Genomic DNA, 14714 nt, shown 5'->3' with positions numbered 1-14714 from the left:
TCAGGCTCCCTTCACCCACGGGAGCAGATCGCGGTTCTGCGCGATCAGCTCGTCGGCCAGCCGGTCCGCGATGGCGTGCTGGCCGATCAGCGGGTGGGCGAGCAGTGCGTTCGCCACGCGGTCGCGGCCACCGCGGACCGCGGCCTCCAGCGCCAGGTGCTCGTAGGCGGTCACGTGCGAGATCAGGCCGGAGATCGAGGGCTCCACCGGCCGCACCGGCAACGGCGTGCCACCACTGCCGTCCACAGTGGACGACACCTCGATCACGGCGTCGTCGGGCAGGAACGGCAGCGTGCCGCGGTTCTGCACGTTCACCACGTGCCTCTCGGCACCCGCGCCACCGGTCAGGGCGTGCACGAGCTGCACGGCGGCCTCCGAGTAGTACGCGCCACCGCGCTGCGACAGCTGCTCCGGCTTCGTCACCACCGACGGGTCGCCGTAGATGTCGAGCAGCTCCTTCTCCACCGCGGCAACGACCTCCGCACGCGGCGGCGAGTCGAGCTGCTTCTGCACCACCGCGTCGTGGTTGTAGAAGTAGTTCAGGTAGTACGACGGCACCATGTTCAGCCGCCGCATCAGCGCACCGTCGATGCCGATGTGCTCGGCCAGCCCGTCGACGTGGTCGGCGAGCAGCTCCGGCAGCCGGTCCACACCGTCGACGAAGACGCCGCGTTCCCACGTGAGGTGGTTCAGGCCGACGTGCTCCAGCTCCACGGTGGCCGGGTCCACGCCGAGCAGCGCGGACGTCCAGCGCTGGAACGTGATCGCCACGTTGCACAGGCCGATCGCCTTGTGACCCTCCTGCAGCAGCGCGCGCGTCACGATCCCGACCGGGTTCGTGAAGTTCACGATCCACGTGTCGGGCCCGGCGATGCGCCGCACCCTGTCCGCGATGTCCAGGACCACCGGCACGGTCCGCAGGGCCTTCGCGAGGCCTCCCGCGCCGGTGGTCTCCTGGCCGACGCACCCGCAGGTCAGCGGGAACGTCTCGTCCGAGGCCCGCGCCGTCTGCCCGCCCACCCGCAGTTGCAGGAGGACAGCCGACGCGCCCTCGACGCCTTCTTCGAGCGACGAGGTGGTGCGCACCTTCGCCGGGTGTCCCGCGTGCTCCAGCAGCCGCTGGCTGAACGGGCCGACGAGGCCGAGGCGGTGCTGGTCCGGGTCGACGAGGACGATCTCGTCCACCGCCAGGCTGGTGCGACGGCCGGCGATGCCGTCGATCAGCTCCGGTGTGTAGGTGGACCCGCCACCGACGACGGTGAGTTTCATCCCTTGACCCCCGTGAACGTGATTCCCTTGACGAACGACTTCTGGGCGAAGACGAAGAGGACGACGGCCGGGACCATCGTCAGGAACGTCACCGCCATCGACGAGTTCCACTGCACGATGTGCATGCCCTTGAACGTGGCCAGCGCCAGCGACAACGTCCACTGGTCCTTCACCTCGCCCGTGTAGAGCAGCGGGCCGAAGTAGTCGTTCCAGGTGAAGAGGAAGCAGAACAGCGCGGTGGCCGCGATGCCCGGCTTCGCCATCGGCACGATGATCCGCACCAGCGCCTGGAACTCCGAGCAGCCGTCCACCCGTGCCGCGTCCACGTAGGACTGCGGGATCGTGAGCATGAACTGGCGCAGCAGGAAGATGCTGAACGCGTCGAACAGGAAGTACGGCACGATCAACGGCCACAGCGTGCCCGTCAGGCCCAGCGACGACCACGTGTCGTACAGCGGCACGGCCACGACCTGCGGTGGCAGCATCATCGCGCCGATGACCAGGATGAACGCGACGTTCCGGCCGCGCCACTGCAGCTTCGCCAGCGCGTAGGCGGCGGGGATCGACGAGATCAGCATGCCCGCGGTCGCGAGCAGGGAGTACGTGAGGCTGTTGACCAGGTACTCCAGCAGCGGTGCCTTGTCGAAGACCTCGACGAAGTTCTCCCAGTGCCACTCGCGCGGCCACAGGTTCGAGGTGAACGCCTGGTCGTCCGACATCACGGCGGTGAGGAAGACGAACACGACGGGCGTGGCGAACATCAGGCCGAGCGCGAGACCGATCGCGTGGGTCGCGACCCAGTTGAGGAAGCCCCCGACGTCGCGCTTGCGGCGCGGCTGCTCCGGTTCCGCGGTGACGTCGACCGGCGGTGTGGCCAGTGTGGCGGTCATGCTCCCGGACCCCCTTCCTCAGCCGTGGAGTTCTTGCGCATCCGCTGGACCAGCACGATGGTCACGGCGAACGAGATGATGAACAGGACCGTGGCCATCGCGGCCGCGTAGCCCATGTCGAAGTAGCGGAAGCCCTGCGTGTACAGGTAGACCGGGAACGTCAGCGTGGAGTTGTCCGGGAACCCGAGGTACTTGGTCGACCCCGTCGCGTCCGCAGCGCCCGAGCCGGCCGACCCCGCGACGACCGCCTGCGTGAAGAGCTGCAGCGCGAGGATCACCGAGTTCACGACGCCGAAGAGCAGCACCGGGGAGATCGTCGGCAGCGTGACGTGCCACCAGCGCCGGACCGGGCCGGCGCCGTCGAGCTCGGCGGCCTCGTACTGCTCCTGCGGCACGTCGAGGATCGCGGCCAGGATGATGATCATCAGGTCGCCGGAGATCCACAGCATGATCGCGGTGATGCCGGGCTTGGCCCACGCCGGGTCCGAGAACCACAGCGGCGAGTCCAGGCCGAACCAGCCGAGGACGCTGTCCACCGGGCCGCCGTTGGGGCGCAGCACCATGAAGAACACGAGTGTCGCGGCCACCGGCGGCGCCAGCGAGGGCAGGTAGCAGAGCGTGCGGATCAACCCGACGCCCGACTTCAAGCGAGCGATGACCGACGCCACGCCCAGCGCGAACACGGTCCGCGCGACCGTGAGCACCACGACGAACCACAGCGTGTTCGTGATCGCCTTGACCAGCAAGGGGTCCTTGAACATGAACGCGTAGTTGTCGAGGCCGTTGAACTCCGGCGGGTTGATCAGGTCGTACTTCGTGAACGAGAACACGACCGTGGCGATCAGCGGGTAGCCGAAGAACAGGACGAAGCCGATGAGGGCCGGGGCCATGAACCCGAGCACGGCCAGACGGTGGCGGGCACGGGCCCGCCCCTTGCCGGGGGCGGGCCGGGCGCCGAGCGTGGCGGTCATCTCGTGGACCCCTACTTGCCGCTCTTGGCGATCTGGTCGTCGATGTTCTTGTCGACCTCCTTGAGGCCCGCCGCCAGGTCCGCGACCTTGCCGGACTGGTAGGAGACCGAGAAGTCGGTGACGGCCTTGATGTGCGCGTCACCGATGGGGGTGACGGGGTTGCCCTTGAGCTTGTCGCTCCTGGCGAGCTCGATGAACGTCTTGAACTGCTCGTCCACCTGGAGCTTCGGGCTCTCCATGGCGGCCTTGGTGCTCGGCACGTTCTTGATGGCGTTGGACAGGTCGACGATCGTGTCGGTGTCGAACGTCAGGTGCTTGATCAGCTCCCACGCGGCGCCGGGGTTCTTGGCGCCCTTGGGGATGCCCATGATCGTGCCGGTGGTGAACGCCGTGCCGTAGTCGGCGGGCTTCCACGTCGGGAACGGGGCGGTGCCGAACTTGATCTGCGGTGCCTGCGCCTTGAGGAACGCGGTGCGGTACTCACCGTCGATCATGATCGCGATCTTGCCCTGGTGGAACGCGTGGTCGGCCGAGTACTCCTGGCCCAGGCCTGCGCGGAACCGCTCGAGGGCGTCGTAGCCGTAGAAGTCGACGAGCTTCTTCTGGAACGTCATCATCTCGGTGAAGCCGGGCGAGGTCGAGAGCGCGGACTTGCCGTCCTTCTCCCACTCCGCGCCGAACGACGGCGCGAGGATGGTCGGGCGGTTGGCGTAGAAGCCCATGGTGGGCAGGTAGCCCGCGACCTCGATGTCGCCGTTGGGCGCCTTCTTGGTCGCCTTGACGGCCGCGTCGTAGAGCTCGTCGAGCGTCTTCGGCGGGTTCGTGACGCCGGCGTTCGCCAGCAGGTCCTTGTTGAAGTACATGGCGTACACGTCGGTGAGCATGGGCATCGCGCAGCGGTTGCCCTTGTACTCGGTGTACTCCTGGACCGCGGGGGAGAGCTGGTTCAGGTCGACCTTGTCGCGGTCGATGTAGGCCTTCAGCGGCTGGAACGCGCCGGAGGAGCAGAACTGGCCGATGTTGTCGGTGGTGAACGACAGCGCGACGTCCGGCGTGTTGCCCGACCGGATGCCCGCGGTGATCTTGTCGTCGTCCTGCGAGCCCTCGTGCTTGATCTCGATGTTCGGGAACTTCTTGTTGAACGTCTTGAGGGCCTTCGTGACTTCTTCGAGCTCGCGGTCGGAGTAGTTGCTCCAGACCGTGAGCGTCAGCTTGTCGTCCTTGCCGGGAGCAGCTGCGGCGTCGGAACCGGCGCCGCCACCCTTGCCCGCCGCACATGCGGTGAGGGTCAGCGCTGCGGCGACACAGAGCAAGGCAGCACGGGTGTGCTTGCGCATGTGCACTCCTTCTCGATCAACGTGGGGACCCGGCGACCACGGGGCCGCGGAATGGTGCGGTGGTGGCTGCCGGCAGGCCGAACACCTGCTCGCGCGCGACGGCCAGCGCCGAGTGCAGTGCGCCGGAGCGCACCGGCTTCCCGGTCACCAGCGCCAGCTGCACAGGGGTCCTGGGCACCACCAGTTGCCGCAGCTCCGCGGCAACGAGGTCGTTCAACGTGGTTCCGCCTGCCTGGGCGATGTCGCCGGACAGCAGGACGAGCTCGGGGTCGAGCACCGCGACGACACCGGCCACACCCGTGGCGATGCGCCTGGCGAGGTCGGCCAGGAACTCACGGCCCGCGGGACCGGCGGCCAGCGCCTTGCGCACGGCACCGTGACCGTTGCGCGCGGCGAGCCCGTGGGCCTTGGCGAGCTTGCAGATCGAAGCACTGCTGAGCAGTTCGCCGTACGTGCCGCCGGAGCGGTCGGTGTCGGTGTCGGCGGTCGCGCGGTCGGGGATCATCAACCCGTCGATCTCGCCCGCGCCACCGGAGGCGCCGCGCAGCAGCACCCCGTTGATCACGACGGCGGCACCGACGAGGTCGGCTGGCCAGATGACGACGAAGTCGCGCACCTCCGTGGCCCGCCCGGCGACCATCTCCTCCAGTGCGACGAGGTTGACGTCGTTCTCGACGCTCACCGACGTCCCGAGCCGCTCGCGCAGCCGGCCGGGCACGTCGAAGCCGTTCCAGCCGGGCAGGTGCGGTGCGTACGCGAGCTCGCCGGTCGCGGGGTTCACCGCACCCGGACAGCCCACCACGACGTGCAGCAGCTCCTCGGGACCCAGACCGGCCTGCGCGCACGCGGTGCCGACCGCGCCGGCGAACGCCTCCACGACGCCGTGCTTGGCGGGCATCGGCGCTTTGTGCTCGGTGAGCACGGCACCGGAGATGTCCGCGATGGCGACGTCGACCGACTCGGGGGTGAGGTCGACGGCGGCGATGTGCGCGAGGGTCCCGTTGACCGACCACAGCTGGGCCCGCGGCCCCCGCCCGCCCCCGCGCAGTCCGTTGCGGACGACGGTGTCGGCGGTTTCGAGCCGGGTGAGCAGCTGTGCGGTCGCCGGCTTGGAGAGACCGATGAGGCCCTCCAACTCCGACCGGGTCAGCGACCCGTTGCGCAGCAGAGCCTCGATGGCTGCGCGGTCGTTGATCTCCCGCAGCAGTCGTGGGCTTCCGGCACGCATTGGGTCAGCTCCTGTCTGTTAACTTTCCAGACGATTTCGTGGAGACGGTAGTGACCTGGTTCACCGCGGTCAATCCCCGATACAGCTCCGTTACCTGACTTAGGCTGACCTAAGGCAGTCTGGGAACATGACCGACGTGCGCCAGGAGTCGCTCGCATCACTGCTCGGAGGCCGAGGCGGCGCCCTCGACGCCTCCCTGCCCCCACTGGCGTTCGTCGCGGGCTGGCTCGTCTGGGGCCACTCGATCGGAGCAGGCGCTGTCGCCGCGGTGCTGTGCGGCGTCGTCATCGGCGTCATCCGCTTCGTGCGCGGCGAGAAACCCCGCGCCGTGGTGCTCTCCGTGCTGCTGGTCGTGGCCGCGGCCCTGATCGCCCTGTACACGGGCCGCGTCGAGGACTTCTTCCTGATCCAGCTGCTGTCGAACGTCGCGTCGGCGCTGGCGTGGGCCGGGTCGACAGCGGTGCGCTGGCCGTTGCTCGGCGTGGTGGTCGGCACCCTGCTGGGGCAGAAGACCCGGTGGCGGCGCGATCCTGCCCTTTTGCGCGCCTACTCGATCGCCTCCTGGCCGTGGGTCGCCCAGTACGTGCTGCGCGTGGCGGTGTTCACGCCGCTGTGGCTCGACGCCCAGGTGTTCTGGCTCGCCACGCTGCGCGCGGCGCTGTCGTGGCCGTTGCAGGTCGTGTGCATCCTGGTGTCGGGGTGGGTGCTGCGGAAGGCGCTGCCTTCGGGGCATCCGGGGTTCCGGCACCCGCAGGTGCCGGAACCGGGTGCTCAGCCGGGGTCGGGCAGTGACCGCGCCCGCAGGTAGGACGCGTGGAGCGGCTCCGCGCTCCGCACGACCTTCCCGGTGGGGGTGCGCGGGAGCGCGTCCATCACGTGGATGTGCCGGGGCAGCTTGAACTCGGCGAGCCTCTCCGCGCACCACTCCGACAGGGCGCGCGCGGTGAGCGTCGTGCTCCGGGTGCTCACGTAGGCGCGGATCTCCGGCTGGCCCAGCGCGATGGCCTCGGTCACCTGCGGGTGCCCGCACAGGACCTTCTCCACCTCGGTCAGGTCGACGTTGAAACCGCGCACCACGACCAGCGAGTCGGAGCGGCCGAGCAGGCGCAGTTCGCCGTCGGGCGTGAACTCGCCCCGGTCGCCCGTGCGGAACCAGCCGCCGGAGAAGCGCGACGGGCCGTCCTCGGACAGGTAGGGGGTGGCGGGCAGCGCCACCTCGACCAGGCCGTCGCGGACCCGTGCGGTGACGCCCGGCATCAGCGGGCCGACAGACGGGCGGACCGTACCGCCGACGGCCATGGTCAGCGCGCCGGTCTCGGTGGTGCCGAAGCACTCGCCGACCGGGATGCCGTAGGTGGCCTGGAAGCGGGAGGCGACGTCCTGCGGCATGAGCTCGCCGCCGGCGAACGCCCCGCGGGCCGTGCGCAGCGCGGAAGGATCGGGGGAGGCGGCGAGCAGGTCGAAGTGGAACGGCTGGCCGGTGACGAAGTCGACCTCGAAGTCCCGCGCCTGCCGGAGGATCGCCGCCGCGGTGGGCCTTTCCGCGAAGACGAGGTGCACGCCCGCCGCCAGCGAGTGCAGCAGGCCGCCGACCATGCCGAAGCTGTGAGCGGGGGAGTTCAGCAGCAGCAGGCGTTCACCGCGGCGCACCATGCCCTCGGCGGCCTCGAACCGCGCGACCTCGTCCGCCAGCGACGACGTGCTGCGCCCGATCACCTTCGGCCGGCCCGTCGAGCCGGAGCTGAACTGGACCAGCGGGTGGTCGGTGGCGGCGGGCAGGCCGTCCGCGCGGGTGGTCACCAGGTCGTACCGCTCCTGGAAGCCGGAGGCGGCCGCACCGCTCGGGTGCACGAGGAACTCCGGGCGGGTCAACGAGTGCAGGACGTCGGTCTCGGTCGGCGTCAGGCGGTGGTCGATCGAGATCACCTGCGCACCGGTGCTCCACAACGCGAGCACGGCTTCGAGCTGGCTGAAGCTCGGCGGCACCTGGACGGCGACCGCGCTGCCCTCCCCGATTCCCGCAGCGGCGAAACGACGGGCCTGAGCGGTGACATCGGCGCGCAACAACCCGTGCGTGACCGTGCTGCGGTGGCTGAGGAACGGCACCTCGTCGCCGTGGCGGTGCAGCAGGTCGGTGATGAACGCGCGCATGTCAGGACTCCTTGCAGAACTCGCCGATCGGCAGGCCCACGTGCCGTTGCTCGGTGGCGACGTGGCCGAGGAGTTCGTCACCGGGGCGGAGCTCGGTCACGTTCAGCACCTTGCCACCGGGGCCGAGGACGCGGACGTGCCAGTCGTCCTGGACCATCAGGTCGACCACGACGCCCTCCGGTGAGCGCGCGGTGATCGTGAGCATCGGGCGGGACTCCAGCTTGGCGCGGCCCACGGTCAGCTCGCGGGTGCGGCCGTCGGCGTTGACGGCGAGGACCTTGCTGCCGGACCGCAGCTCGGACAGGTAGTTCGTGCGGTTCGCCGGTCCGAGGACGTACGAGTGCAGCGCGCCCGCGTTGACGCGGAACGGTCGCGTCGGCATGTACGGCAACGGGTGCGTCTCGCTGCAGCACAGCACGAAGCCGGACGAGAAGGAGCCGACGAGGATGCCCTCGTCCTCGGCGAAGTGCGAGGCGGTGTCGACGCAGACGCGGTCGCCCAGACCGTTGTGGGTCAACGCCTCCACGGTGAGCGTGGTCAGCGTCAGCGGCGGGGACGTGGCTTCGAGCAGCCGGGCGAGCTTGAACACGTCGGTGGCGTCGGCGGGGGCCATCAGGACGCCGTCGGAGCCGTGTTCCAGGCATTCGAGGACGATCGCGGCCTCCACGAGGTCGGAGACCACCGTGACCAGCTTGCCGGGGGCGCCGTGCGCGGCCGCGATCACGATCTCCAGGGGGATCTTGGTCGGGTCGGTGAACGTGACGACGGTGTGGTCCAGGCGCTCCGCCGCGGCGCAGGCGAGCTTGAGCGTGCGGTCGTCGCCGACCGTGACGGACGCCGACCGCGTGGGCAGCCGGTCGAGCTCGTCCTGCTCGTCCACCGGCACGACCACGAGGTGCGGGCTCTCGACGGGCTCGTTCGCCAGCAGCACCCGCGTCATCGTGGGAGGGAGGTCGTCGAGCAGCGCGGGATCGTCCGCGACGACTCCGGCCACGCGGCTGTGCACGGCGGCGTCGACCACCGCGGTGCGCTGCGCTTCCGGGACGGTTCTGAGGTCGATCCAGGCGAACTTCACCGGTTCTCCAAGGCTGTCAGTGCGTCGATGAGGCTGGTGTCGGTGGGCGTGTGCACGATCGCCGCGAGCTCCGCGACGAGCTGCATCGGCGTCGGTGAGGCGAAGACCCGCCGTCCCACCGCGAGGCCCGCGCAGCCGGCGGCCATCGCGGCGCGCGCGTGCCCGGCGAGGCTGTGCGAGGAGGCGGCGCCGCCCGCGACGAGCACGGGGAGCGGGCAGTTCGCGACGACGTCCGCCATGTTCTCCGCAGGGTGCGCGAGGTTGGTCTTGACGATGTCCGCGCCCAGGTCCGTCGCGATGTTGACGACGTGCGCCAGCAGGGCCGGGTCGCGCGGGTCTCCGATGCGCGGTCCCCTGGCGTAGATCATCACGACCAGCGGGACGTTCCAGGCGTCGCACGCCGCCGCGACCGTGCCCAGGTCGGCCAGCTGACGCGCCTCCGTGTCGGAGCCGATGTTGACGTGCACGCTCACCCCGTCGGCACCGAGCCGCAACGCCTCGTCGACCTCACCGACGAGCACCTTGGCGTTGACGTCGGCCATGTGCGCGGTGCCCGCGCTGAGGTGCACGATCAACCCGCAACCGCCGAGCACGGCCGGGTCGATGGTGCGCACGCGTCCTTTGTGGACTATGACCGCGTCGGCGCCGCCCTGCACGACGGCGCTGATCAGGTCGTGCCACCGGTCCCTCGGCACGACCGGGCCGTCCGAGACGCTGTGGTCCAGCGGTACGAAGAGGTACCTGTCGTCTTGCTGACGGGAAAGGCGTCGCAGCCGCAACGCTTTCCTCATGGCCTCACCCCTGGTGTCATCCGGTGGTCGACAGCAGCCTGAGGCAGCCGGTGCGCGCAGCGGTAGGTGTGAGGTTCCGATAACTCCCGGTTTATCGGCCGAACGGAGCAATCCGAGGGTCGGCGCGGGCCGCAGAAAGGTCATTTGGTGACACCCGCGTGGCCGTGTTTGTCGCTCCTCCACTGCCCTAGGCTTCGTCAGTGCGAATGGAGCTCAGACATCTGCACGTGGTGCTCGCCGTGGCGAGTGCGGGCAGCATCACCAGGGCCGCCACGCAGCTGAAGATCGCGCAGGCCGGACTGACAGCCCAGGTGCGCAGGATCGAGGCGAGCCTCGGCGGGCCGTTGTTCCTGCGTCGCACCGACGGCGTCGAGCTGACCGAACTGGGCCGCCACGTCGTGCTGCGGGCTCAGGACCTGGTCGAACGCTTCGACGACCTGATCGTCACCTCGCACCGGCTGGTGCGGCGGGGTGACTCGGGCATCCGGCTCGGTGGCGTGGCGGGGTCGCCCACCGGGCTGCTCGTCGGGGCCGTGCGCGAGGTGCTGCCCGGCTTGCCGCAGACCACGCACGTCGAACGCGGCGGCGACACCGTGCTCGAGCTCGTGTGCACGGGCGAGCTGGACCTGGCCCTGGTGGTGGAGTTCCCGCGCAGCCCACTGCGGTTTCCCGAAGCGATCGGCCTGCGCGGTGTCGTGACGGAACGCATGCTGATCGGCGTCCCGGTGGGCCACCGGCTGTCGGGCCGCAGCGAGGTGCGGCTGTCCGAGCTGGCAGGGGAGGAGTGGGTCGTGCCGGACGAGAACCACGGCGGCCGGCTCAACCTCGAACAGGCCTGCGAGGCCGTCGGGTTCACGCCCCGGTGCGCGCACTTCGGTGCCGATGCCGCGGTGGCCGCCGACCTGGTGCGGTCGACCGGTGCCGTGGCGGGGTTCTTCCCCGGCCAGGACGCGCCGGGCGTGCTGCTCAAACCGATCACCGGCAACCCGCTGTACCGCCGGATCACGCTGGTGTGGAACGACGACGCCGCCGAGCACGTGGACGACGTGCACGCCGGGCTGCTCCGGGCCTACCGCGAGCGGACACCGCACTCGGGCAGGCTGCTGGCCTCATGACCGGCTGGGCCGCGGCGCGTCCGGGCCCAGCACGTCCACCGCCGCCAGCCAGGCCGCCCCCACGGCCCCTTCCGTCGCCATGATCACCTCTGCACCGCACCGCCCCTGCAGCTCCTGCTTCAGGTGCACCCCCACCGGTGTCTTGATCAACGAACCCACCAGCACGATCGGCGACGTGTCCTCCGGCGCGCGCACCGCCGAGGCCATGTCCGCCAGCAACCGCGCCGCCGACGCCACGATCGACAGCGCCGCCGGGTCCCCGTGGTGGTAGGCGGCCGACACCAGCGGGGCGAAGCGCGCGAGGGCGATCGGTGGCGAGGAGTTCACCGCGGTGATCAACGCACCGCGCCCGCGCACCCCCGCCGTCGTCAGCACCGCGGTGGCCAGCCCCTCCAGCGGCGCGTCCAGGTCCAGCAGGCGCACCGTGGCGCGGACGGCCTCGCGGCCCAGCCAGAACGCGGAGCCGTCGTCGCCGAGCAGCCAGCCGTAGCCGCCGGACTGGCCGACCATGCGGTGGTCCACGATGCGGCCCGCGATGGAGCCCGTGCCGGCGACCAGCACGGTGCCGTCGGCGGAGGAGGTGCCCGTGGCGAACGCCGCCTCGCAGTCGGTGACCACGCGCATCGGGCAGTGCAGGCCCGCGCGTTCCCAGGCCTCCTCGAACAGGGCCGACACCGCCGGGTCCGACATCCGGGAGGCGCCTGCCATGCCCAGGACGCCGGAGCGGACGCGGCGGGTGTCGAGGCCGTCGAGGGCCTCCTTCAGGGCCTCGCCGATGTGGGCCGCGGCGAGGGCGGGTGGGTGCGAGTTCGGGTTCGCGCCGCCGGCGAGGCCCTGGCCCAGCCGGGCGCCGCCGAGGTCGAGCACCACTGCCCTGGTGGACGTGCCACCGGCGTCCAGACCGACCACGAGATCCATGACGACCGAGTATGCCGAGGTCAGGCCACCGGTGGCACGCCCAACCGGGTGTCACCCGGCCAGTGCGCGGTCACCCGTCGCGTTGTGGTGGAAGAACACCAGGGTGCCCGGCGGAACTCGATCACCCGGATGGATCACAGTGGACAGTGAAGGGACCTCGGTCCCGTAGGCGAAGACGGCAGGCTCGGTCACGTCCACGAGCTCGTCGGCATCGGCGGGCGCGGGGTAGCGGCTGGCCACCGCCACCGTGTACGTCACCGGGCCGGTCGGCAGCACCGAGCGCGACACCGGCAGCACCACCACGTCGCTGTCGAAGAGGTTGGTGTCGGTGGAACCGGCCAGGCCGTTGAGGGGCTGTTCGTCCACCACCTCGTCAGAGGCGACGTCGGTCGTGCGCGCGAGCCACACGTCCGCCGTCACGGTGCCGTCCGCGGCCTCCTGCTTGACCGCCTCGGTCAGGAACTCCTTGCCGCCCACCGTGAACCGCACCCGCGGCCGGGTGTTGCCGCCCTGGTTCTGCCACGTGTCCCAGGTCGCGACGCCGAACGCCAGCAGCTCCGGCGTCGCGGTCGCGCCGGCGTACCGCAGGTCGGCGCCGCGGGCCGTCCGGTTCGCGGTGCAGCCGTCGCGCACCTCCGGGGTGCACGCGGGCAGCCGCGGTGAGCGCGCGCCCAGTTCCAGCACGGTCATGCGCGCGACGAACTCGCCCTGGTCCAAGCCCTGCCCGGTGACCCGGCCGGACGACACCGACAGCCGCGACACCGGCTTCGGCGCCGCGTAGACCGGTACCTGCAACGACCGGTCGCCGGTGAACCGCACGAGCCCGGACGCCTCCGCCAGGAACTGCCGGCCGTCGGCCAGCGACACGCTCGGGTCCGGTGTCTTGCGCAGCGCCGCCGGGTTCGTGATCCGCAGCTGCACCCGCACGGGCGCCGACCCGCCTGCGGGCACCACCACGAACGGCGACACGGAGAACGCCACCCCCGGCACCTTCGTGATCGGCTCGTAGAACGGGTTCAGCCGCACCGGTTCCGTGCCCTTGTTGACCACCCGCAACGTCCGCGTGGCCTGCACCGGCCCGTCCACCTCGACCGTGCCGAACGACGCGTCGCCCAGCACCAGCACGTCCGCGCCGAGCGCCGCCAGCCCGTCCACCCGGCCGGAACCGACCCGCATCGGCGCCTCCCGCACGCCGGACGCGGACCGGACCACCCCGGAGGCCGTGTTCACCAGCGCGGCGCGGATCTCCTCGACCGTCCACCGCGGATGCGCCTCGCGCAGCAGGGCCGCGATGCCCGCCACGTGCGGCGACGCCATCGACGTGCCACCCATCGACACACCGTCCGAGGCGGTTCCCGAGGCCGCGGAGAAGATCGTGTCACCGGGGGCGGCCACCGAGATCGCCGACCGCGACCGCGACGACGAGGGCGTGATCGTGTCCTCGATCTCCGGCGTCACCGACGGCACCGCGCGCTTCAGCGACGACGCCAGGCGCACCGTCAGCGTCCCGGCCTCCAGCGCGGGCCGCAGCGCCGTGGTCGCGGCCGCCGTCAGCTGGAACGCCGGGATGTGCGCGTTGCCCGCGATGCCGGCCGCGAACGCCGGCAACGTCGTCGGCAGCAGCACCCCGGCCGCGCCGGCCTGCCACGCGTTGTCCGTGCGCGGACCGGAACCGCAGGCGCGCGTCGCGTCGTCGTCGTCCCACTCCAGCCAGACGAGCTTGCCGGCCAACGGCTCGCTGATCGGCTCGCAACCGTCCACGCCGGACTTCAGCCGCACCACCGGCAGCGTCAGGTCGATCGGGTCCTTGTAACCGATGCTGTACTGGCCCGGCCACCGCTGTCCCAGCGCCTCGACGCCGTCGAGCACCTCGCCCGCGTCCCTGCTGTTCGCCACGGAGATCACGCCCGGCGCGTTGCCCGGCGACCCGGACACGTCGTAGAGGTCGCCGCCGTTGCCCGCCGCCGCCACCACGACCACGCCGTGCTCGACCAGCTTGCGCACGAACAGCGAGTCGGGGTCGTCCGGTGCGCCGAAGTTGCTGCCCAGCGACAGGTTCACCACGTCGAGCTTGTCGGAGAAGTCGCCGTCACCGTTCGGGTCGAGCGCCCAGTCCAGCGCCTTCGCGGTCAGTTCGGTGGAACCCCGGCAGCCGAACACCTTCAGCGCGTACAGCAACGCCCGCGGTGCCGTTCCCGGTCCGATCCGCATCGAGTCGAGGTCGACCGACGAGTACGAGCCGCGGTAGGTCGAGCCGTCGGCGTTCACGCCGAACCCGGCCGCCGTGCCGGCCACGTGCGTGCCGTGGCCCTGGCAGTCCAGCGGGTCCGCGTCCGGCACCGGCGGGGCCTTGCCCGCGGTGTAGGCGTCGCCCGCGAAGTCGTACCCGCCGACCACCTTGGCCGTCGGGAACGTGCCGCCGCCGAAGTCCGCGTGCCGGTAGTCGATGCCCGTGTCGATCACGCCGATCCGGACGCCCTCGCCGAGGCGGCCGAGCGACCGCCAGACGTCGGAGGTGCGGGTGAGCCGGACGGCGGAGGCGTTGGACGGCTCCTTCGGGACCATCCGGTGGACCGCGCGGACCTCGGGCATCCGCGCCAGTTCCGACAGGTGGGAACGGCCGACCGCGAGGACGACGCCGGGCACCGCGTTGGTCGTTCGCGCAACCTCCTTCCCACCGGACCGAGATACGACCCGCGACACGTGCTCCGAGATCCGCTCCCGTGCGGAACGCGCCTGAGAAGCGTCCCTCGACTCGACCGCCGGGGCCGAGGTCAGCTCGACGAAAACGGTTACATCCGGCGGCGAAGCAACGGGTGTCAGCAGCGCGCCCACCAGGAGTGACGCGATGGCCAAATTCATGATCAACCTCTCCTAGTCATCGGACGACTTCACGTCAGGGCCTAGACGCGAGTGCCTCGGCAGGGCTATACATCCGATGTATTTCGTGCGGTGTGAGCAGAGGAGGA

General features: G+C 70.8%; 12 protein-coding genes. 2 read left to right on the top strand and 10 right to left on the bottom strand.

The features are described from left to right. The 5 genes from ACZ7CD_RS15385 to ACZ7CD_RS15365 are packed head-to-tail and all read right to left on the bottom strand — an operon-like array spanning position 1 to position 5695. Positions 1-1269, bottom strand: a complete 1269-nt coding sequence (locus ACZ7CD_RS15385) for a 6-phospho-beta-glucosidase (protein WP_470369579.1) — start codon at positions 1267-1269, stop codon at positions 1-3. Continuing rightward, a complete protein-coding gene (locus tag ACZ7CD_RS15380; RefSeq protein WP_360385336.1) occupies positions 1266-2159 on the bottom strand; it encodes a carbohydrate ABC transporter permease in 894 nt (297 codons plus the stop codon). Before ACZ7CD_RS15380 ends, ACZ7CD_RS15385 begins: the two co-directional genes overlap by 4 nt. Beyond that, positions 2156-3130, bottom strand: coding sequence for a carbohydrate ABC transporter permease (locus tag ACZ7CD_RS15375; RefSeq protein ID WP_470369578.1), 975 nt, complete (start codon positions 3128-3130; stop codon positions 2156-2158). Before ACZ7CD_RS15375 ends, ACZ7CD_RS15380 begins: the two co-directional genes overlap by 4 nt. 11 nt (positions 3131-3141) lie before the next feature. Continuing rightward, on the bottom strand, positions 3142-4467 hold the full coding sequence (locus tag ACZ7CD_RS15370) for an ABC transporter substrate-binding protein (RefSeq protein ID WP_360385340.1): 1326 nt from the start codon (positions 4465-4467) through the stop codon (positions 3142-3144). Between the two features lie 16 nt (positions 4468-4483). Further along, on the bottom strand, positions 4484-5695 hold the full coding sequence (locus ACZ7CD_RS15365) for an ROK family transcriptional regulator (protein WP_470374240.1): 1212 nt from the start codon (positions 5693-5695) through the stop codon (positions 4484-4486). 127 nt (positions 5696-5822) lie between these two features. Here ACZ7CD_RS15365 and ACZ7CD_RS15360 point away from each other — a divergent pair, with 127 nt between their 5' ends. Next, the gene (locus ACZ7CD_RS15360; protein ID WP_360385344.1) at positions 5823-6503 is read left to right on the top strand and encodes a DUF3159 domain-containing protein; all 681 of its coding nucleotides are present in this window, start codon (positions 5823-5825) and stop codon (positions 6501-6503) included. On the opposite strand, the gene ACZ7CD_RS15355 is transcribed toward ACZ7CD_RS15360, so the two are convergent. The 3 genes from ACZ7CD_RS15355 to ACZ7CD_RS15345 are packed head-to-tail and all read right to left on the bottom strand — an operon-like array spanning position 6467 to position 9712. Further along, positions 6467-7846 (bottom strand): class I adenylate-forming enzyme family protein, encoded by a 1380-nt coding sequence (locus tag ACZ7CD_RS15355; protein WP_470379106.1) that lies wholly within the window; start codon positions 7844-7846, stop codon positions 6467-6469. The genes ACZ7CD_RS15360 and ACZ7CD_RS15355 overlap by 37 nt on opposite strands. 1 nt (position 7847) lies before the next feature. Continuing rightward, complete coding sequence (locus ACZ7CD_RS15350) at positions 7848-8921, bottom strand: 3-dehydroquinate synthase II family protein (protein WP_470379105.1); 1074 nt, start codon at positions 8919-8921, stop codon at positions 7848-7850. Further along, positions 8918-9712: a 2-amino-3,7-dideoxy-D-threo-hept-6-ulosonate synthase gene (locus ACZ7CD_RS15345; RefSeq protein ID WP_360385350.1), complete on the bottom strand. Its 795-nt coding sequence runs from the start codon at positions 9710-9712 to the stop codon at positions 8918-8920. The genes ACZ7CD_RS15350 and ACZ7CD_RS15345 overlap by 4 nt, the downstream gene beginning before the upstream one ends. A gap of 206 nt (positions 9713-9918) precedes the next feature. On the opposite strand from ACZ7CD_RS15345, the gene ACZ7CD_RS15340 reads away from it, so the two are divergent. Next, on the top strand, positions 9919-10827 hold the full coding sequence (locus ACZ7CD_RS15340; protein WP_360385352.1) for a LysR family transcriptional regulator: 909 nt from the start codon (positions 9919-9921) through the stop codon (positions 10825-10827). Here ACZ7CD_RS15340 and ACZ7CD_RS15335 read toward each other — a convergent pair. Both ACZ7CD_RS15335 and ACZ7CD_RS15330 read right to left on the bottom strand, forming a co-directional pair. After that, positions 10822-11745: an N-acetylglucosamine kinase gene (locus ACZ7CD_RS15335; protein WP_470379104.1), complete on the bottom strand. Its 924-nt coding sequence runs from the start codon at positions 11743-11745 to the stop codon at positions 10822-10824. The genes ACZ7CD_RS15340 and ACZ7CD_RS15335 overlap by 6 nt on opposite strands. Positions 11746-11796: 51 nt before the next feature. Beyond that, complete coding sequence (locus ACZ7CD_RS15330) at positions 11797-14607, bottom strand: S8 family peptidase (RefSeq protein ID WP_470379103.1); 2811 nt, start codon at positions 14605-14607, stop codon at positions 11797-11799. Positions 14608-14714 lie beyond the last annotated feature (107 nt).

This window comes from Lentzea sp. NPDC036949 (genome assembly GCF_055608075.1).
The sequence above is the reverse complement of the archived record's forward strand: the minus strand, read 5'-3'. Positions and strand labels throughout refer to the sequence as shown.